Source organism: Comamonas koreensis (genome assembly GCF_014076495.1).
In the GTDB taxonomy this organism is placed as follows: domain Bacteria; phylum Pseudomonadota; class Gammaproteobacteria; order Burkholderiales; family Burkholderiaceae_C; genus Comamonas; species Comamonas squillarum.
Map to the genome: position 1 here is coordinate 4,801,987 of NZ_CP043575.1, position 17,822 is coordinate 4,819,808.

Annotated in this window: 17 protein-coding genes; 9 read left to right on the forward strand and 8 right to left on the reverse strand. The window is 63.1% G+C overall.

The window, feature by feature from the left end; all coding sequences use genetic code 11:
- Window positions 1-23: 23 nt before the first annotated feature.
- Window positions 24-353, reverse strand: a complete 330-nt coding sequence (gene cyaY, locus F0Q04_RS21970) for an iron donor protein CyaY (protein WP_116926459.1) — start codon at window positions 351-353, stop codon at window positions 24-26.
- Window positions 354-425: 72 nt separating this feature from the next.
- On the opposite strand from cyaY, the gene lptM reads away from it, so the two are divergent.
- On the forward strand, window positions 426-584 hold the full coding sequence (lptM, locus tag F0Q04_RS21975) for an LPS translocon maturation chaperone LptM (RefSeq protein ID WP_409935106.1): 159 nt from the start codon (window positions 426-428) through the stop codon (window positions 582-584).
- A 121-nt stretch (window positions 585-705) separates the two neighbouring features.
- Window positions 706-1,515 carry an MBL fold metallo-hydrolase gene (locus F0Q04_RS21980; RefSeq protein WP_116926461.1) on the forward strand — a complete coding sequence of 270 codons (810 nt, stop codon included), beginning with the start codon at window positions 706-708 and terminating at the stop codon, window positions 1,513-1,515.
- Window positions 1,516-1,530: 15 nt separating this feature from the next.
- On the opposite strand, the gene ccsB is transcribed toward F0Q04_RS21980, so the two are convergent.
- From ccsB to F0Q04_RS21995, 3 genes are all read right to left on the reverse strand, one after another.
- Complete coding sequence (gene ccsB, locus F0Q04_RS21985) at window positions 1,531-2,904, reverse strand: c-type cytochrome biogenesis protein CcsB (RefSeq protein WP_116926462.1); 1,374 nt, start codon at window positions 2,902-2,904, stop codon at window positions 1,531-1,533.
- The gene (locus F0Q04_RS21990; protein WP_182343532.1) at window positions 2,901-5,036 is read right to left on the reverse strand and encodes a cytochrome c biogenesis protein ResB; all 2,136 of its coding nucleotides are present in this window, start codon (window positions 5,034-5,036) and stop codon (window positions 2,901-2,903) included. The genes ccsB and F0Q04_RS21990 overlap by 4 nt, the downstream gene beginning before the upstream one ends.
- 220 nt (window positions 5,037-5,256) lie before the next feature.
- Window positions 5,257-5,889, reverse strand: a complete 633-nt coding sequence (locus tag F0Q04_RS21995; RefSeq protein ID WP_116926463.1) for a c-type cytochrome — start codon at window positions 5,887-5,889, stop codon at window positions 5,257-5,259.
- Window positions 5,890-5,972: 83 nt separating this feature from the next.
- On the opposite strand from F0Q04_RS21995, the gene yihA reads away from it, so the two are divergent.
- Window positions 5,973-6,707, forward strand: a complete 735-nt coding sequence (yihA, locus tag F0Q04_RS22000) for a ribosome biogenesis GTP-binding protein YihA/YsxC (protein ID WP_116926464.1) — start codon at window positions 5,973-5,975, stop codon at window positions 6,705-6,707.
- 72 nt (window positions 6,708-6,779) lie between these two features.
- Here yihA and F0Q04_RS22005 read toward each other — a convergent pair whose 3' ends face one another.
- Both F0Q04_RS22005 and F0Q04_RS22010 read right to left on the reverse strand, forming a co-directional pair.
- Complete coding sequence (locus tag F0Q04_RS22005; RefSeq protein WP_116926465.1) at window positions 6,780-7,649, reverse strand: lysophospholipid acyltransferase family protein; 870 nt, start codon at window positions 7,647-7,649, stop codon at window positions 6,780-6,782.
- Window positions 7,642-8,502 (reverse strand): lysophospholipid acyltransferase family protein, encoded by an 861-nt coding sequence (locus F0Q04_RS22010; protein WP_182343534.1) that lies wholly within the window; start codon window positions 8,500-8,502, stop codon window positions 7,642-7,644. The genes F0Q04_RS22005 and F0Q04_RS22010 overlap by 8 nt, the downstream gene beginning before the upstream one ends.
- A 132-nt stretch (window positions 8,503-8,634) precedes the next feature.
- Here F0Q04_RS22010 and metK point away from each other — a divergent pair, with 132 nt between their 5' ends.
- Window positions 8,635-9,819, forward strand: a complete 1,185-nt coding sequence (gene metK / locus F0Q04_RS22015; protein WP_021026133.1) for a methionine adenosyltransferase — start codon at window positions 8,635-8,637, stop codon at window positions 9,817-9,819.
- A 486-nt stretch (window positions 9,820-10,305) separates the two neighbouring features.
- Here metK and F0Q04_RS22020 read toward each other — a convergent pair whose 3' ends face one another.
- Window positions 10,306-10,986 carry an NUDIX hydrolase gene (locus tag F0Q04_RS22020; RefSeq protein WP_232539435.1) on the reverse strand — a complete coding sequence of 227 codons (681 nt, stop codon included), beginning with the start codon at window positions 10,984-10,986 and terminating at the stop codon, window positions 10,306-10,308.
- 167 nt (window positions 10,987-11,153) lie between these two features.
- On the opposite strand from F0Q04_RS22020, the gene F0Q04_RS22025 reads away from it, so the two are divergent.
- From F0Q04_RS22025 to F0Q04_RS22045, 5 genes are all read left to right on the forward strand, one after another.
- Window positions 11,154-12,011, forward strand: a complete 858-nt coding sequence (locus tag F0Q04_RS22025) for a cysteine hydrolase (RefSeq protein ID WP_182343537.1) — start codon at window positions 11,154-11,156, stop codon at window positions 12,009-12,011.
- Window positions 12,012-12,080: 69 nt separating this feature from the next.
- Window positions 12,081-13,268, forward strand: coding sequence for a nicotinate phosphoribosyltransferase (gene pncB, locus F0Q04_RS22030; RefSeq protein ID WP_021026135.1), 1,188 nt, complete (start codon window positions 12,081-12,083; stop codon window positions 13,266-13,268).
- Between the two features lie 9 nt (window positions 13,269-13,277).
- Window positions 13,278-14,978: an NAD+ synthase gene (locus F0Q04_RS22035; RefSeq protein ID WP_182343539.1), complete on the forward strand. Its 1,701-nt coding sequence runs from the start codon at window positions 13,278-13,280 to the stop codon at window positions 14,976-14,978.
- A gap of 173 nt (window positions 14,979-15,151) precedes the next feature.
- Entirely contained in the window at window positions 15,152-16,201 is a 1,050-nt protein-coding gene (locus F0Q04_RS22040; RefSeq protein WP_182343541.1) for a bifunctional nicotinamide-nucleotide adenylyltransferase/Nudix hydroxylase, read from the forward strand.
- A gap of 119 nt (window positions 16,202-16,320) precedes the next feature.
- Window positions 16,321-16,806, forward strand: coding sequence for a GNAT family N-acetyltransferase (locus F0Q04_RS22045; protein WP_182343543.1), 486 nt, complete (start codon window positions 16,321-16,323; stop codon window positions 16,804-16,806).
- A 97-nt stretch (window positions 16,807-16,903) separates the two neighbouring features.
- Here the strand turns inward: F0Q04_RS22045 and F0Q04_RS22050 are convergent, their stop codons facing one another.
- On the reverse strand, window positions 16,904-17,806 hold the full coding sequence (locus F0Q04_RS22050) for a carbohydrate kinase family protein (protein ID WP_182343545.1): 903 nt from the start codon (window positions 17,804-17,806) through the stop codon (window positions 16,904-16,906).
- Window positions 17,807-17,822 lie beyond the last annotated feature (16 nt).

Below are 17,822 nucleotides of genomic sequence, written 5' to 3' on the forward strand. Positions count from 1 at the left end.
TTTTTATATAGGGTGATGCGCCTTCAGGCTTTGAAGACCAGGGGCAGACCCGACTGCACACCGGCATCCCGCGTCAGATCGGCAAAGAAATCATGGCCGGTCTTGGTGTCGCGCCACACGCTGCCATCGAACTTGTAATGGTAGCCCCCAGACTTGGCCGCCAGCCATACCTCGTGCAGCGGCGGCTGCAGGTTGATGATGATCTGGCTGCGGTTGGCAAAAATCAGGGTCAGCAGGCCGCCCACGCGCTGGGCGTCGATATCGGCATCGGTCTCATCGTTGATGCGGTCGCAGGTCTGCTCAACCGCCAGCAAGAGTTTTTCGGCCGCATCCAGGTATTCGAGTTCGTTCATTACAATGCTTCAATGTGGAGTATTTACCAAATTGTATGCAGGACCATTGTCCTTGCCACCGGTGCGGCACTATTGGCCGCTTGCGGCCAACGCGGGCCGCTGTACCTGCCCACCGAGCCGGCAGCGGCCAACCGGGCCACCTTGCCGCAAACGCTGGACCCCAGCGCACCGGACCGGCCTGAGCCCCAGCTGCAGCCATCCCCGGTGATGCAGCCCGCTGCCAAGCCCTGATCCAGCGCTGGCCGTTGCCCTCTTCGGCCCACCCAGCCTGCCTCCTTGATCCACCTCAAGGTCCAACCCACTACACCCCGTTACAGTCACGCCCGTTGCAATAGATAACTGGGCGGAAGAGATGGCGTTGGAACCTGTGGAACTGTACCGTGACGAGCAGCATGCTTGTCTGATGTTCACCGATCTGGTGGAAGAGGATGCGCAGGCCGTGCAGGCCAACCAGTTCCTGATTGTCGACCATGGTACCGGCGCCATCATCGACCCGGGCGGCAACCTCGCTTTCAATGAGCTCTACATGGGCATGGTGCGCTATTTCTCGCCGCACAAGCTGTCCTACCTGATCGCATCCCATGCCGACCCGGACATCATCGCCTCACTGGACCGTTGGCTCACCTCCACCCGCGCATCGCTGGTGATCTCCCGCGTCTGGGAGCGCTTTGTGCCGCATTTCACCAAGGTCGGCAAGACCGAAAACCGCGTCATCCCCGTGCAAGACCCCGGAGGCATTCTGCCGCTGGGCCAAAGCCAGCTGCACATCCTGCCTGCGCATTTTCTGCATGCCGAAGGCAACTTCCATTTCTACGACCCGATCAGCCGCATCCTGTTCACTGGCGACCTGGGCGTCTCGATGACCGATGGCTACATCGCCCGCACCCCGGTGACCGATCTGGCACCGCACATTCCGCGCATGGAAGGCTTTCACCGGCGCTACATGGTGTCCAACAAGGTGCTGCGCCTGTGGGTGGCCATGGCGCGCCAGCTGGATATTTCATTGATCGTGCCCCAGCACGGCGCGCCCATCATGGGCCCGGCCATTGCCCAGTTCTTTGACTGGCTCGACCACCTGATGTGCGGCGTCGATCTGATGGACAACCAGAACTACACCTTGCCCACGCAGCCCATCGCTCCGCTGCCGCAGCGCCCTCAGTGATCCGTGTGGGGCAGCTTACAGCGTGCCGTAGCTGTGCAAGCCCGAAAGGAACATGTTCACGCCCAGGAACGCGAAGGTGGTCACCACCAGCCCCACCAGTGCCCACCAGGCCGAGATGGCACCGCGCAGGCCCTTGACCAGGCGCATGTGCAGCCAGGCGGCATAGTTGAGCCAGACGATCAGCGCCCAGGTCTCCTTGGGGTCCCAGCTCCAGTAGCCGCCCCAGGCCTCGGCCGCCCAGAGCGCGCCCAGCACGGTGGCAATGGTGAAGAACGCAAAGCCCACGGCGATGGCCTTGTACATCAGGTCATCCATGATCTGCAGGCGCGGCGTGCCCCGGTTGATCCAGCTGCGCAGCACGATCATCAGCCCGAAGAACAGCTCCAGCGGCAAGGCCATGCGCAAGGTCTTGTCGAGCGACGGGTAGAGGCTCTCATCGCCCCAGATGCGGAAAGCCACCAGCGGCAGCACCAGCACCAGCATCGGCACAAGCACCAGGCCGATCCACAGCGCGCGCTGCGTGGCGGCCTTGAGCAGGTAGGCCAGCGCCACCATGGCCGCCAGCGCAAAGGTGCCGTAGCCGACAAAATTGGCCGGCACATGCAGCTTCATCCACCAGCTTTGCAGCGCAGGCACCAGCGGTTGGATCTCATGGGCCTGGCGCGCGACGGTGTACCACAGCAAAAAGCCCACCGAGGCGCTGACCACCAGCATCACAAAGCCGCCCAACGCCCGGGTCTGGTAGTGCGCTTCAAAGTAGAGGTAGAAAAGCGCCGTCATCCAGGCGAACAGCACAAACACTTCATACAGGTTGCTGACGGGGATATGGCCAATGTCCGGCCCCATCAGGTAGCTCTCATACCAGCGCGCCATCGTGCCCACCAGGGCCATCACAATGGCCAGCCAGGTCAGGCGGCTGCCGACGGCCGTCAGCGCCGATCCCTCGCCCTTGGAGAGCAGACCGATCCAGTAGAACACCGTGCTCATGAAGAACAGCACGCTCATCCACAGGATGGCCGACTGGCTGGAGAGGAAGTACTTGAGGCCAAACACCGTCTCCGAGCGGGCAATCTGGCCTGCGCCATCGACCCGGTAAAGGCCAATGGCCAGCAGCGACAGCGCGGCTACCGCCACCATCAACAGCTGCAGTGGCCGCCAGAACCAGCCCAGCCAGATAAAAAACGGCACCGAGGCGATCAGAATGCCTTTTTCATAGCCATCCATATGGTGGCCATACAAAAACAGGGCAAAACCGCCGCCAACGGCCAGTGCCAATGCAAACAGCCAGTCCCAGACCGAGCGGCTGCTGAAATAGCCGGGGTTGAGTTGCACCGTTTGGACCACGGTGCCCGCCTGGGCAGGCGGCAGGTTGGTGGAAGCAGTATTCATCGTTGTTCTCCGCTGGGGCTGGTACCCAGAAGCTTTTGACTCAGGCCCTCAAAATCACGGTCCACATCCAGGGTGCGGCGGTTGGTGGACAAGGCCATGCGCGCATCGGCACTGCCATCGGCGCGCGGCGCCAGCCAGACCCACAGGCGCCGGTCACGCACATAGAGCATCGCAAACACCCCCAGAATCAGGAACAGGCAGCCCAGGTACACGACCAGCTTGCCAGGGGCCTTGGCCACCTGGAAGACGCTGGCCTGCACCTGGTCAAACTGGGTCAGCTCAAACACCAGGGGCTCGGGGTACAGCAGCGCATCGCTGAGCGACAGCACCGACTGGGTCATGAAGCGCTGCGTCTGCTCATTGGGCTCCAGAGGTGCCAGGCCCTCGTCGGCCCGCGCCACCTGCATCAGCTCAAACAGCACACCATTCAGAATGCGCACCAGCACTTCACCCGCCTTGGCGCGTTCACCTTCGGGCACATTCTGCTCCATGAAGGCCGAAATCGCCTGCAAACCGGTGACGCTGCTCGCGCCCGTCTGGCCATCGCCGGCAAAAATCACCAGCGCCTTGAGGGCCGAGGCATAGAGTTGCTCGCGCAGCGCCGGGCGGCTTGCCTCCACGGCGCCTGCCACATACTGCTGCACGGCCCGCTCGCGCATCGCTGGCGTCTGCAGCGCTGCCTTCAAACGCAAAAAGCCCCGGTAGCTGGATTGGTCGTCCGCCGGAATGCGCAGGTAGCGGAACTGGTCGGCCAGGGTCTCGCGCACGCCCCAGAGGTAGACGGGCTGGCCATCACCCATGTCGACGGGCAGCATGTAGTTGTTGAACTCGCGCGCCTGGCCCGAGGCGTCGCGCAGCTTATAGCTGACGCTGGGGCCTACGTTGCGCAGATCGCGCGGCGTGGTCACCTTGTTGCCGGCGCCCAGGTGGTTGTCCAGGCTGGATCTCAAATCCACCTTGCGCACATCGGTGCCGCCTGGCGCCCCATCGCCCGGGTTGGCGCCCATGTTCTCCACATTGATGGTGCGCAGGCCGGTGAATTCCATCTCCAGCGGCGGCTGGCCTTCGCCCAGCTTGATCTGCGTGGAGGCACCCACTTCGCCCTGCACCTCAAAGCTCTTCATGCCCGGCACCAGCGGCACGGCGCGCAGCTGCAGGCGCGATCCGCCGTCTTCAAAGCTCGATTGGTAGATCTCGATGCCCTGGTAGCTCGCGGGATGGTTCACCTCGATGCGCTTTTCCACCGCAGCGCCGGTTTTCTTGTCATGCAACACCACCTCGCTGGCAAACAGCCGGGGCATGCCGGTGGAGTAGTACTCGACGATGAATTTCTTCAGCTCCACCGAAAACGGCAAGTCCTGCAGCAGGATGCCGTCTGACTGGTTGAGGATGGCCGTGCCCGACTGCGCGCCCTCGGCCACGATCAGGTTGCCACGGAAGGTCGGGTTGCTGGCGGATAACCGGTGCTGCTCGGGCACATCGGAAATCATGCCGCCGCCGCTGAAGGTGGTCTTGCCGCCCAGCAGCATTTGCGCGCGCACAATCAGATCGCCATCGAGCAGCCCGCCCAGGCAGATCAGCACAATGGCGCTGTGCGCTGCCAGATAGCCGATTTTGTGGGCGGCACCGGCCTTGGCCGCCACCATCCAGCCATCGCTGCGCTCTTGCAAGCGCACCTTCCAGCCGCTGCCGGCCAGCTGCGCGCCCACCCGCTGCGCGGCCTGGGCCGGGGTTTCTGCCAAATGGGCACTGGCCTGGTGGTGGAAGGCCTGCAGGCTTTGCACGCGCAAGTTCTCTTTGTACTGGCGCAAATCGGCCAGGTACTTGGGCGCATGCTTGGCAATGCACAGGCTGGTGCTGGTCACCAAAAACGCCAGGATCAGCAGGAACCACCAGGCGCTGTAGACCGCATTGAGCTTGAGTGACAGAAACAGCTGCGCCCAGAAAGGGCCAAACTGGTTGACGTAGTTGACGGCCGGCTCATGCTGGCGCAGTACCGTGCCGATGACCGAGGCAATGCAGATGATGGACAGCAGCGCAATGGCAAAGCGCATCGACGACAGCATCTCATAGACGGCACGGGTGCCCAACTGAGGCTGCAGCTGCGTTGGCGGGGGAGAAGATTCAGACATGGTACGACGCTATCGGTGAAAAGCAGGAGCAGGACCGCTGCTGCGCTGCCAGTCCGCACCCCATGGAGTCGCCACCAGAGTACAAGTTCGCAGAACGCCAAGTTTAGTCTGCAACCCTAGGGATAGCCCGGGGGCCCGCGAAATGCCCAGCAACACGCTCCATGTATTGGCGCGGGGGCATTGCCCGTAACGGTGGAGCGCAAACGCCCCAGCCACCCGCCTAGCGCAGGCCCGCAATATAGTCCGACACCGCCTTGATTTCCTTGTCGTTCATCTTGGCGGTGACGCCGGTCATCTGCAGGCTGTTGCCACGCTTGCCATCGCGGAAGTCATGCAAGGTCTTGCTGACGTAGTCAGCGTTCTGGCCAGACAGGCGCGGGTACTGGGCCGGAATGCCCGCACCATTGGGGCTGTGGCAGCCCGCGCAGGCGGCAATCTGGCGGTCGGGCAGGCCGCCGCGGTAGATGCGCTCGCCCAGGGCAACGGCGTCCTTGTCCTTGGCAAAACCCAGCTTGCCCGGTTTGCTGGCCAGCCAGGCCGAGATATTGAGCATGTCCGCATCCGACAGGCCGGCAACCATGCCCTGCATCACCGGGTCCTTGCGCTTGCCGGATTTGAACTCCTGCAGCTGCTTGAGCAGGTACTCAGGATGCTGCTGCGAGAGTTTGGGGTTGATGGCGATGGACGCATTGCCATCGGCATTGTGGCAGGCGACGCAGACGGCGGTGTAGCTGGCCTCCCCCTTGGCCAGGTCCGGCTTGGGCGAACGGTTGGGCGTCTCGGACGCCGAATACACAGAAACGGAAGAAAAAGCCAGTACAGCCGTTGTCAGCAAAGGGGCGATCAACTTCATATCGTGGGTCTTTGTCTGGTTTATGGGTATAAGGCCAAAGCGGCCAGATTCTACAATGATGCCTTAGATAGACTCGAACGCACATGACGACAACACCTAGTACCCCCCAAGCCGTTGCAGACACGCCAAGCCCAGGCATTGATGGCAAGGCGGCTTTGGGCTGGATGCACACCGCCCGCTTTTTCACCACCGCTGCGCAGTTGCACCAATTGCCTGTCGTCGATGTGCCCGAGTTCGCCTTTGTGGGCCGCTCCAATGCGGGCAAGTCCACATCGATCAATACGCTCACCCAGCAGAACCAGCTGGCCTTTGCCTCGAAAAAGCCCGGCCGCACCCAGCACATCAACCTGTTTTCGCTGGGCAAGAAGGGCGTGACCGATGCCGTGCTGGCCGACCTGCCCGGTTACGGCTATGCCGCCGTCTCGCGTGAAGACAAGAAGCGCTGGCAGCAAGTCATGGTGAACTACCTCGTCAGCCGCCCCAGCCTGACAGGTATTGTGCTGCTCTGCGACCCGCGCCTGGGCCTGACCGAGCTGGACGAAGCCCTGCTCGACATCATCCGCCCCCGCGTGGAGCAAGGTCTCAAGTTCTTGATTTTGCTCACCAAGGCCGACAAGTTGACCCGCGTCGAGCAGGCCAAGATCCTGTCCATCACCAAACTCAATGCCGGCGGCGGAGAGGTGATGCTGTTCAGCGCGTTAAAGAAGCAGAATGTGGACAAGGTCGCTCAGCTGCTGTGGCAGTGGTCGCACCCGGAAGGACTGGTCAGCCTGGAGGCCGCGCCTGCAGCGCCAGACGCCGCTGCAGACAAGCAATAAACTGCACGAACGCCAGCCAAGGCGCTCAACAACAAAGGCCCGAAAGGGCCTTTGTTGTTTATGCTTAGTTGTTTATGAATAGAGCGAAGGCTCGCCTTCGGGCCGGGTCTTGAAGCGCTTGTGCACCCAGTAGTACTGGGGCACCATGGTGCGGATTCGGGCTTCCAACTCACGATTCTGGCGCGTGGTATCAGCCACTACATCGTCAGTGGGAAAATCCTGCCAGGCCGGAGAGATGGTGACTTCGTAACCCTCCGGCGTCAGCCGCGTATACATGCCGATCACCTTGGCCTTGCCCAGCCGCGCAAAGCGCGACAGCGACGGAATGGTCGCTGCCACCTGGCCAAAATATGGCACAAACAGCGAGTCGCTCGGGCCAAAGTCCATGTCCGGCAACAGGTACAACAGCCCATGGTCCTTGCGCAGGCTGGCAATGATGGGCTTGATGCCGTCGTCGCGGTTGAGCATGCGCACATCGCCAAAGCGCTGGCGGCCCTTGCGGATCCAGGCATCGACATCGGCATTGGGCTGGGTCGAAAAGATCGACGTGAAGGGCCGGCTGCAGTAGATGGTGAGCGCCGTGCCCCCGGCATCCATGCTGTAGAAATGCGGCGCAAAGATGATGGTCGGCGTATCGCCTTCCAGCTCTTCGAGCGCCCCCGTCATGCGGGTGCGTTTCTCCAGCGTTTTTTGTGGTGCAAACCACAGCCAGCTGCGGTCCAGCCAGGTTTGGCAGAACACCACAAAACTCTGCTTGGCCCATGCCCGACGCTGCTCAGCGCTGGCTTCGGGAAAGCACAGCTCCAGATTGCGCAGCGCAATGCGGCGGCGCGATGGCACCAGATAGAACAGCACCCGACCCATCAACCAGCCCAGACCGCGCAAGACCGACAAAGGCAGGTGCGACATCAGCCACATCCACCCGATAAACAACTTACCCATGCTTTTGACCTTCCGAGGGAGCGGCAGCGAGGCTGCGCGGCTGCTTGTAGCGCGCATAGCCCCAGAGGTACTGCTCGGGACTGTCGCGGATCAAGCGCTCCATTTCCTGGTTGATCTGCAGCACGGCGGCCTCGGCCTCCTGGGCCAGCGGGGTCTGCAGGCCGCGCACATACAGATCAAAGCCCCGGCCCAGGGGCCGGCGCACACAGCGCGCCAATATAACAGCCGCGCCGGTCTGCTGGGCCAACTTGGCGGCCAAGGTCATCGAGTAGGCGGGCTTGCCAAAAAACGGCACCCACATGCCCTGGCCGTCGGGTGGCACCTGGTCGGGCAGCAGCCCCACGCTATGGCCTTGGCGCAGGGCCTTGATCATCTGCCGCACCCCCGCCATCGTCGTTGGTGCCGAGGCCAGACCGGGGCGCGCGCGCGCCGTCTCCATCAGCTTGGCCAGCCAGGCCTGGCGAGCCGGGCGGTACAGCACCGTGATGGGGCCGTGCACCACACCCCAGCGCCGCGCCATGTACTGGGCTGACAGCTCAAAGCAGCCCATGTGCGGGGTCAAAAACACAATGCCCCGGCCATCGGCCAACGCCTGCTCGATGACATCAGCCCCATGGATATCGCAGGGCAGCGGCGCGCCAAACCACAGGCGTGGCACCTCAGCTACCATGCGGCCGGCATGGGCTACGGCCTTTTTCACATCGGCAAAGCGGTAACCCGCCTGTTGGGCATTGGCCAGAAAGCGCCGGCGGTAGGTGGGCGAGGCCACGAAAGTGAGCCAGCCCAGGCCAGCGCCCAGGCCATGCAATAGCCACAACGGCAGCGCAGCAAATAGTCGAAACAAGAAAGGCATTAGAATGTGTCGGTCGCTGAGTTAAAGAGCAACTTGCAGGGCGACGTTAAAAACAAACTGCTAAAGCGTTCGCCAGGCTCCTTCAAGGCTCGGGCAACGCAATTGCCCAAGCTTTGAAGGAGTTTTTTGTTTATGGCAAACAGCGATTTTCTGTTTACCTCGGAATCAGTGTCCGAAGGCCATCCCGATAAAGTAGCCGACCAGATCTCTGATGCGATTTTGGACGCTATTTTCACCCAAGATCCACACAGCCGCGTGGCGGCAGAGACACTGACCAACACCGGCTTGGTGGTATTGGCAGGCGAGATCACCACCGGCGCCAACGTGGACTACATCCAGGTGGCCCGCGACACCATCAAGCGCATCGGCTACGACAACACCGACTACGGCATCGACTACAAGGGCTGCGCGGTGCTGGTGGCCTATGACAAGCAAAGCCAGGACATCGCCCAGGGCGTGGACAAGGCCAGCGATGACGAGCTGAACACCGGCGCTGGCGACCAGGGCCTGATGTTTGGCTATGCATGCGACGAAACGCCCGAGCTGATGCCCGCGCCGATCTACTACGCCCACCGCCTGGTCGAGCGCCAGGCCCAGCTGCGCAAGGATGGCCGCCTGCCTTTCCTGCGCCCTGACGCCAAGAGCCAGGTCACCATGCGCTATGTGGACGGCAAGCCCCACAGCATCGACACCGTAGTGCTGTCCACCCAGCACAGCCCCGACCAGTCGGAAACCGCCACCAAGATGAAGGCCAGCTTCACCGAAGCCATCATCGAAGAGATCATCAAGCCCGTGCTGCCGTCGGAATGGCTGCAGGACACCAAGTACCTGATCAACCCCACGGGCCGCTTCGTCGTCGGTGGCCCGCAGGGCGACTGTGGCCTGACCGGTCGCAAGATCATTGTGGACACCTACGGCGGTGCCTGCCCCCACGGCGGCGGTGCGTTCTCCGGCAAGGATCCAACCAAGGTGGACCGCTCTGCCGCCTACGCTGCCCGCTACGTCGCCAAGAACGTGGTCGCTGCCGGTCTGGCGCGCCAGTGCCAGGTGCAGGTGGCCTATGCGATCGGCGTGGCCCGCCCGATGAACATCACCGTCTACACCGAAGGCACCGGCGTGATCCCCGATGCCGACATCGCCAAGCTGGTGGCCGCGCACTTTGACCTGCGCCCCAAGGGCATCATCCAAATGCTGGATCTGCTGCGCCCGATCTACAGCAAGACGGCGGCGTATGGCCACTTTGGCCGTGAGGAGCCGGAGTTTACTTGGGAAAGAACCGACAAGGCAGCAGTGCTGCGCGCTGCTGCGGGCCTGTAAGGCCCCGAGCACAGCGAGTTTGTCGGTTCTTCGGCAAAGGCTCACATCGCTTGCGATGTGAAGGGCCGCCAGGCCCGGCCGAAGCCAAAGACCGCTGACAGCCAGCAGTGCTGCGCGCTGCTGCGGGCCTGTAAGGCCCCGAGCGCAGCGAGTTCGTCGGTTCTTCGGCGCAGGCTCACATCGCTCGCGATGTGAAGGGCCGCCAGGCCCGGCCGAAGCCAAAGACCGCTGACAGCCAGCAGTGCTGCGCGCTGCTGCGGGCCTGTAAGGCCCCGAGCGCAGCGAGTTTGTCGGTTCTTCGGCGCAGGCTCACATCGCTTGCGATGTGAAGGGCCGCCAGACCCGGCCGAAGCCAAAAAACCGACAAGGCTGCGCTGCTTCGTGCTGCTGCCGGTCTGAAGTAATTCAGGTCAGTCTTCGCAAGAAATCCGCTCGGAGTGATCCAGCGGATTTTTTCATGGGTGCTCGTCAGTCCAGCCAACGCATTCACAGCCCCCGCGCACTCAGCGCCAGCTGCAGCCTGAACTCCGGCCGCACCCGGTGCAGTTGCGCCGGCCGATGCGCGCCTCCGGCCTGCATTTGGCCCGGCACGGGCTCGAGCATGCCCAGCTCGTCCATCTTGCGGCGAAAGCTCACCTTGTTCAGCGGCTCGCCCAGAATGCTTTCATAGACCTGCTGCAGCTGCGGCAGGGTAAAGCTCTCGCCAAAGAAATGCACCGGCAGCGAGGAGTACTGGCTCTTGCTGCGCACCCGCGCCAGCGCTGCCTGCAGGATCTGCCCATGGTCAAACGGCAGCTGGCCGGTGGCAGCGACCGGCACCATCTTCAGCCCCTGCCTTGGCGTGGGGAGCTTTTGCTGCGGGATCAGCGCGCAATAGCTGATGGCGACCGACCAGCCGCGTGGGTCACGCGCCGGCCCGCTAAAAGTGGCCAGCTGCTCCAGGTACGCGTCTTCAATCCCCGCCTTGCTGCGCAGTACGCGGGCGGCACTGGCATGGGCGTCGGCGTCTTCTTGCGCATGGATGTAGCCGCCCGGCAAAGCCCATACCCCGGCAAACGGCGCGCGCTCGCGCTGCACCAGCACGACGCTCAGCACCCCGTCCACCAAGGTCAGCACCACCACGTCCACCGTGGTCAGCACCTGGATGGAGGCGGTTTCACTTTGCATCATTTCTGTACCAAGTCCTTTTCATGAAGGGCAGTATGCCGCTGCAGCTACCCAGAATCAATAAAAACATAGGCTTCATGCAAAAGATTTCCTGCAAGCCCTCTTCATTAGTTAGTTGCAAAAATATTTTAACAAGCGTAGACTGCCTCACATCGAAGGAGAAAGACATGCGCCAACGCACACAGCTGCTCATCATCGACCCGCAAAATGACTTTTGCGACCTGCCGCCAGCCTGGCTCCCCAGCAACGCGGCAAGCCCCGCGCCTTATGCCCCCAGCCTGCCGGTGGCGGGCGCCCATGCGGACATGCGACGCCTGGCGCAGTGGCTGCTGCAGCATGCCTCGCAGCTCGATGGAATCACCGTCACGCTCGACTCCCACCAGGCCTACGACATTGCCCACCCCGCCTTCTGGCAGCAAGGCGATGGCAGCCCGGTGCAGCCTTTTACCGCCATCACCGCTGCGCAGCTGCGCGAAGGCAGTTTCAGGCCTCGCAACCCGGACGAGCTGGCCCGTACCCTCGCCTACCTCAATGCGCTGGAAGCCCAGGGCCGCTACACCTTGATGGTCTGGCCGCTGCACTGCGAAATCGGCAGCATTGGCCATGGCGTGCATGCCGACATCCTGACCGCCTGCCGCCAATGGCAAAGCCAGCGCCAGCGCGCGGTGCGCCATGTGTTCAAGGGCATGAATCCGTTGACCGAGCACTACAGCGCCATCTGCGCCGAGGTACCCGATGCGCAAGACCCGGAAACCCAGTTGAACACCGCCTTGCTGCAGCAGCTGGCGCAGGCCGATACTTTGGTGATCGCCGGGGAAGCGGGCAGCCACTGCGTGCGCGCCACCACCGAGCACATCGTGCAGCATATGGCGCCGCTGTGGGGCGCGGAGGATTTCTCGCGCATTGTCCTGCTGACCGACTGCATGAGCCCTGTGGCCGGCTTTGAAGCGGCACAAGACACCTTTTTGCAGCAGATGCGCGCCCTCGGTGTACGCTGCTGCACCAGCACGGCTTTCAGCTTATAAGCCGTTTGGCCATTGGTGCTTGAGGGACAAGCGCTGATGGATCGTATTTTTGACAGAGAAAGACGCGGTATGCAGCCCATTATCACCAGCCTGCTCGACACCGATTTGTACAAATTCACGATGTGGCAGGCCATGCTCCATCGCCACCCGCAAACCCAGTCCACCTACCGCTTTGTCTGCCGCTCGCAGACCGAGTTTCCGCTGGTAGATCTGCTGGCCGAAGTGCGCGCCGAGATCGACGCGCTGTGCGCGCTGAAATTCAAGAAGGACGAGCTCGACTACCTGGCCAGCCTGCGCTTCATGAAAAGCGATTTCATCGACTTTCTGCGCATCTTCCAGTTCCAGCGTGATTTCATCGAGGTCGAGCCCGATGGTGACGGCCTGCACATCGTTGCCCATGGCCCCCAGGTGCATGTGATGGGCTTTGAGATCTTTGTGCTGTCCATCGTCAACGAGCTGTACTTCCGCCGCTTTGAGCAGGCCAGCGCGCTGGCCGAGGGGCGAAAGCGCCTGGGGGCAAAAATAGTGCGTCTGCAGGAGCTGGCACAAGAGGCCAAGCACCGCCACCCCTTTGAGCTGTTTGATTTTGGCGTGCGCCGGCGCTTTTCCGCCCCCTGGCAGCGCGAGGTGGTTCAGGCCTTTGCCACGCAGACCGCGCAGTGGTTCAAGGGCACCTCCAACGTGCTGCTGGCGCGCGACCTGAACCTGGTGCCCATTGGTACCATGGCCCATGAGTACCTGCAAAGCTACCAGGCCCATGGCGTGCGCCTGCGTGATTTTCAGATCGCCGCGCTGGAAGACTGGGTGCAGGAATACCGGGGCGACCTGGGCATTGCGCTGACCGACACCGTCGGCATGGACGCCTTCCTCGCCGATTTCGACATGTACTTTGCCAAGCTGTTCGACGGCTTGCGCCATGACTCGGGCGACCCCTACGAATGGGGCGAAAAGGCACTGGCCCACTATGCCAAGCTGCGTATCAATGCGCATGCCAAGCGCCTGGTGTTCTCCGATGGCCTGACCCTGGACAGCGCGCTGGCGCTCTACCAGCACTTTGCCGATCGTATCCAGTGCGGCTTTGGCATTGGCACCCAGCTGGCCAACGACATGGGCCTCAAGCAGCTCAACATCGTGATGAAGCTCACCCACGCCAATGGCCAGCCAGTGGCCAAGCTCAGCGACAGCCCAGGCAAGACCCTGTGCGACGACGAGACCTACCTGGCCTACCTCAAGCAAGTGTTCCATGTGACGCAGTAAGGAGCCGCGATGCTCAAGATCACCCTGGCCCAGCTCAACCCCACCGTGGGCGATATGGACGGCAACATCGACCAGATGCTGGCCGCCGCCCGCCAGGCGCAGGCTGAAGGCGCGCAACTGGTCGTGTTTGCCGAGCTGTCGCTGACCTCCTACTACCCCGGCGACCTGCTCGACGAGCCCGATTTTCTGGCCCGCGTCGATGCCGGCATTGCCCGCCTGTTGCAAGAGAGCCAGCAACTGCCCGATCTGCACTGGGTGCTGGGTGCGCCCACCCGCGCCGCCGGCCCCGGCAAGCATCTGCACAACAGCCTCTTGGTGCTGCACAACGGCGCCATCCGCCTGCAGTACGACAAGCAGCTGCTGCCCACCTACAACATCTTTGACGAGCGCCGCCACTTCGAGCCCGGCCGCGACGTGGCCAAGGTGCTGCGTATCGGCCAGATGCAGGTCGGCTTTCTGATCTGCGAGGACGGCTGGAACGACAGCGGCGCCGACTACGCCACCAACCCCTTCGAGCGCATGGCCGATGCTGCGCCCGATGTGGTGGTCAGCATCAATGCCAGCCCCAGCCACCTGGGCAAGCGCGAGGAGCGCCACCAGATCTTCAGCCATGCTGCGCGCCGCCATGGCCTGCCGATTCTGTATGTCAACCAGATCGGGGGCCAGGACCAGATCGTGTTCGATGGCGCATCGTTTGCGGTACAGCCCGAGCGCGGCATTGTCTGGGAGGCGCCGCGCTTTGTGCAAACCGTCTGCACGCTGGGCTTTGACAACGGCGACTTCTGCCTGCCCGATGGCACACGGCCCGCCACCCCTCCGGCAGAAGGCCTGCCGACGATGGAGTTCTACCGCCAGCAGACCATTCTGGGCCTGCGCGACTATGCGCGCCGCTGCGGCTTTCGCCAGGTGGTGGTCGGCAGCTCCGGCGGTATCGATTCGGCGCTGACCCTGGCCTTGGCGGCCGAGGCGCTCGGCCCCGAGAACGTGGTCGGCATCACCATGCCCTCGCGTTACTCCTCCAGCGGCTCGGTGGACGATTCGGTGGCGCTGTGCCGCAACCTGGGCATTGCGCTGCACACGCACCCGATTGCCGACTTGGTACAGGGCTATGCCCAGCAGTTCGAGACCAGCTTTGGCGCGCCCTTGCAAGGCCTGCCGCTGGAGAACGTCCAGGCCCGCATTCGCGGCACCATCCTGATGGAGTACAGCAATGCTTTTGGCCACCTGCTGCTGACCACGGGCAACAAGTCCGAGATCTCGGTGGGCTACTGCACCTTGTATGGCGACACCAACGGCGGCCTGGGCCTGATCGGCGACCTGTACAAGACGGAGGTGTTCGCGCTCGCGCGCCATATCAACGCCAGCGCCGGGCGCGAGATCATCCCCCGGGCCATCATTGACAAGCCGCCGTCGGCCGAGCTGGCCCCCGACCAGAAGGACGAGGACAGCCTGCCGCCCTATGCCGTGCTCGACGAGATCCTCAAGATCCTCATTGAAGGCCAGCGCCTGTCGAGCCTGGAGTACGACGCCGCGCGCCTCTTTGTCGATCGCTTTGTACAGACCGAGGCAGGACGCCAGACCCTCGCCAAGGTGCAGCGCATGGTCCACCGCAGTGAGTACAAGCGCCGCCAGGCGCCGCCCATCCTGCGCCTGCGCCCACGCGCCTTTGGCACCGGCCGGCAAATGCCGATTGCGGCCTACTACCCGTAAGACCCCTTTGCAAAACCGCCTGCCGTGCTCTGAACCTGGGCCCGGGCGATCCGCCTCCATCCCATTCGGCGCGGGTCTTGCAGAGGATCCTCAAAGGCAAAGGGCGGCGACCCGGCACATCCACAGCGCATAATCCCCAACCAGCACCCCAGCAGGCACCAAGACAACGAGACATGACCGCAGCTACCGAGCACTATGACCTGGCCGTACTGATTGGCCGCTTCCAGCCTCCGCACCTGGGCCATCTGGCCTTGCTGCAGCAGGCGCTTGCCCGCGCCAGCAGGGTGGTGGTGGTATTGGGATCTGCGCTGCAGGCCCGCAGCCCCAAGAACCCCTTCACCTGGCAAGAGCGCGCGCAGATGTTTGCTGCAGCGCTCAGCCCCGCCGATGCGGCGCGCCTGGTGTTTGTGCCCATCCGCGATTACTACGACGAGCCGCGCTGGGTGACCGCCGTGCGCGAGGCCGTCACCAGCCACAGCACGCCGGGCGCCCGCATTGGCCTGGTGGGCCATTTCAAGGACGAGAGCAGCAGCTACCTGGCCCACTTCCCCGGCTGGGAGCTGGTGAGCCTGCCGCGCCAGAACAGCATCGACGCCACCCCCATCCGCGACGCCTACTTTGGCACGCAAGGCGATGGCTCTGCAGCAAGCCTCGCCGCCTTGGCCGATATGCTGCCAGCCAGCTCGCTGCAGTTTCTGCAGCAGTTCCGCACCAGCGCAGAATACGCCGCGCTGCACACCGAATGGCAGATGCTGCGCCGCTACCATGCCTCCTGGGCGGCAGCGCCCTACCCGCCCATCTTTGTCACCGTCGATGCATTGCTGCGCTGCGGCAACGAGGTGCTGCTGATCCGCCGTGGCCATGCACCGGGCAAGGGCTTGCTGGCCCTGCCCGGCGGCTTTGTCGAGCCGCGCGACAGCCTGTGGCAATCCTGCCTGCGTGAGCTGCAGGAAGAGACGCATTGCGCGCTGGACGAGTCGCAACTGCAGGCCAGCCTGCAATCGGTGACCGTGTTCGACCACCCCGACCGCAGCCAGCGTGGCCGCACCATCACCCATGTGCACTATTTCGACCTGCAGCGCAGCCCCAAGCCTGCGGTGCGTGCCGACGATGATGCAGCCGAGGCCTTTTGGCTCAGCATCGATGCGATACGCGCCCGCGAGGCCGAGTTTTTTGAGGACCATTTCCAGATTCTGCAAAAACTGGTGGCAGCCTCACATTGATGGGCAACGTCAACGCAACGCTGGTGCAGCCTTCCTCCCCCAACAGCCAACCATGTAGGCCGCCCACAGTGCGGCCTGCATACACAGACTCACCAGGCTAACCCCCTGGCCATTGATCCATGACGACAGCGCTCCACATCCGCCCCGCCACCATCGACGACACCGACACCATCCTGCGCTTTGTGCGCGATCTGGCCGTCTATGAAAATGCCGAGCACGAGGTGCTCGCGACCCCCGCCCATGTGCACAAGACCATGTTCAGCGAGGGTGCCACGGCGCATGGCCTTATCTGCGAGCAGGAGGGCCAGGCCATTGGCTTTGCCGTGTATTTTTTCAACTACTCCACCTGGCAGGGGCGCAATGGCCTCTACCTGGAAGACCTGTACGTCGACCCCAGCCACCGTGGCAGCGGCGCGGGCAAGGCCTTGCTGCGCCATCTGGCGCGCATTGCCGTGGACAAGGACTGCGGGCGCTTCGAGTGGAGCGTGCTGGACTGGAACACGCCATCGATCCAGTTCTATGACAGCCTGGGCGCCAAGCCGCAGAGCGAATGGATTCGCTACCGGATGACCGGCGAGGCGCTGGAGGCCTTTGCCAAAGGGTGATGCATCACAGCGGCTAGCGCCGTGCACCATTCAGACCCCGCCAGGATGAGATGAAGCCAAGGCCCGCCCGGAGGCCCGGAGAGGCCGAGCCACCGCCTCAGACCGCTGCGGGGTCAAAATCCAGCTGGTAGTTTTGCGGGCCGCGTGCTGCGATCTTCAAGGCGCCCATGCGGTTGCCCAGTTCCACACAGGTGCGCAGCGGGCGGCCCTGCTCCAGGCCCCAGAGCAGACCACCGCGCCAGGCATCGCCGCAGCCGGTCGGGTCGACCACGGCCGTGGCCTGGATGCCAGGCACATGCATGCGCTCGCCGTTTTCCCACAGATCGCAGCCTTCGGCACCCAAGGTCACCATCAGGCCCTGCACCTGGGTAGAGATCTCGGCAAACGACAGGCCGGTGCGCTCGCTCAGCATCTTGCCTTCGTAGTCGTTCACCGTCACCCAGGTGGCCAGGCTGATGAAATGGCGCAGGTCATTGCCATCGAACATCGGCAGGCCCTGGCCAGGGTCAAACACAAAGGGAATGCCAGCGGCATGCAGCTGCTCGGCGTGCTGCAGCATGGCGTCACGCCCATCGGGCGCGACGATGCCAATGGCCGCGCCGCAGTCCTTGGTGATGGTGTTTTCATGGGCCTGCATCATCGCACCGGGGTGGAAGGCGGTGATCTGGTTGTTGTCCATGTCGGTGGTGATCATGCACTGGGCGGTGTAGTGGTCGTCGAGCTTTTTGATAAAGCGCGTATCGATACCCAGCTGCTTGAAATGCGCGACATAGCCGTCGCCATCATGGCCCACCACGGCCATTGGCAGCGCCTGGCCGCCCAGCAGGTGCAGCGCATAGGCAATATTGCCGGCGCAGCCGCCAAAATCGCGGCGCAAGGTCGGCACGAGAAAGGACACGTTCAGGATATGGATCTGATCGGGCATGATCTGGTCGGCAAAGCGGCCCGAAAATGTCATGATGTTGTCAAATGCGAGCGAGCCGCAGATCAGCGAAGCCATGAAGCTATTCTTTCTG

Excerpts from the sequence above, each read along its gene's own strand:
- ccsB (WP_116926462.1), bottom strand. The coding sequence starts at position 2,904 with ATGAATACTGCTTCCACCAACCTGCCGCCTGCCCAGGCGGGCACCGTG.
- F0Q04_RS22025 (WP_182343537.1), top strand. The coding sequence starts at position 11,154 with ATGCGCCAACGCACACAGCTGCTCATCATCGACCCGCAAAATGACTTT.
- F0Q04_RS22035 (WP_182343539.1), top strand. The coding sequence starts at position 13,278 with ATGCTCAAGATCACCCTGGCCCAGCTCAACCCCACCGTGGGCGATATG.
- F0Q04_RS22045 (WP_182343543.1), top strand. The coding sequence starts at position 16,321 with ATGACGACAGCGCTCCACATCCGCCCCGCCACCATCGACGACACCGAC.
- F0Q04_RS22050 (WP_182343545.1), bottom strand. The coding sequence starts at position 17,806 with ATGGCTTCGCTGATCTGCGGCTCGCTCGCATTTGACAACATCATGACA.
- F0Q04_RS21980 (WP_116926461.1), top strand. The coding sequence starts at position 706 with ATGGCGTTGGAACCTGTGGAACTGTACCGTGACGAGCAGCATGCTTGT.
- pncB (WP_021026135.1), top strand. The coding sequence starts at position 12,081 with ATGCAGCCCATTATCACCAGCCTGCTCGACACCGATTTGTACAAATTC.
- metK (WP_021026133.1), top strand. The coding sequence starts at position 8,635 with ATGGCAAACAGCGATTTTCTGTTTACCTCGGAATCAGTGTCCGAAGGC.
- F0Q04_RS22020 (WP_232539435.1), bottom strand. The coding sequence starts at position 10,986 with ATGCAAAGTGAAACCGCCTCCATCCAGGTGCTGACCACGGTGGACGTG.
- F0Q04_RS22040 (WP_182343541.1), top strand. The coding sequence starts at position 15,152 with ATGACCGCAGCTACCGAGCACTATGACCTGGCCGTACTGATTGGCCGC.
- F0Q04_RS22010 (WP_182343534.1), bottom strand. The coding sequence starts at position 8,502 with ATGCCTTTCTTGTTTCGACTATTTGCTGCGCTGCCGTTGTGGCTATTG.
- cyaY (WP_116926459.1), bottom strand. The coding sequence starts at position 353 with ATGAACGAACTCGAATACCTGGATGCGGCCGAAAAACTCTTGCTGGCG.
- F0Q04_RS21990 (WP_182343532.1), bottom strand. The coding sequence starts at position 5,036 with ATGTCTGAATCTTCTCCCCCGCCAACGCAGCTGCAGCCTCAGTTGGGC.
- yihA (WP_116926464.1), top strand. The coding sequence starts at position 5,973 with ATGACGACAACACCTAGTACCCCCCAAGCCGTTGCAGACACGCCAAGC.
- F0Q04_RS21995 (WP_116926463.1), bottom strand. The coding sequence starts at position 5,889 with ATGAAGTTGATCGCCCCTTTGCTGACAACGGCTGTACTGGCTTTTTCT.
- F0Q04_RS22005 (WP_116926465.1), bottom strand. The coding sequence starts at position 7,649 with ATGGGTAAGTTGTTTATCGGGTGGATGTGGCTGATGTCGCACCTGCCT.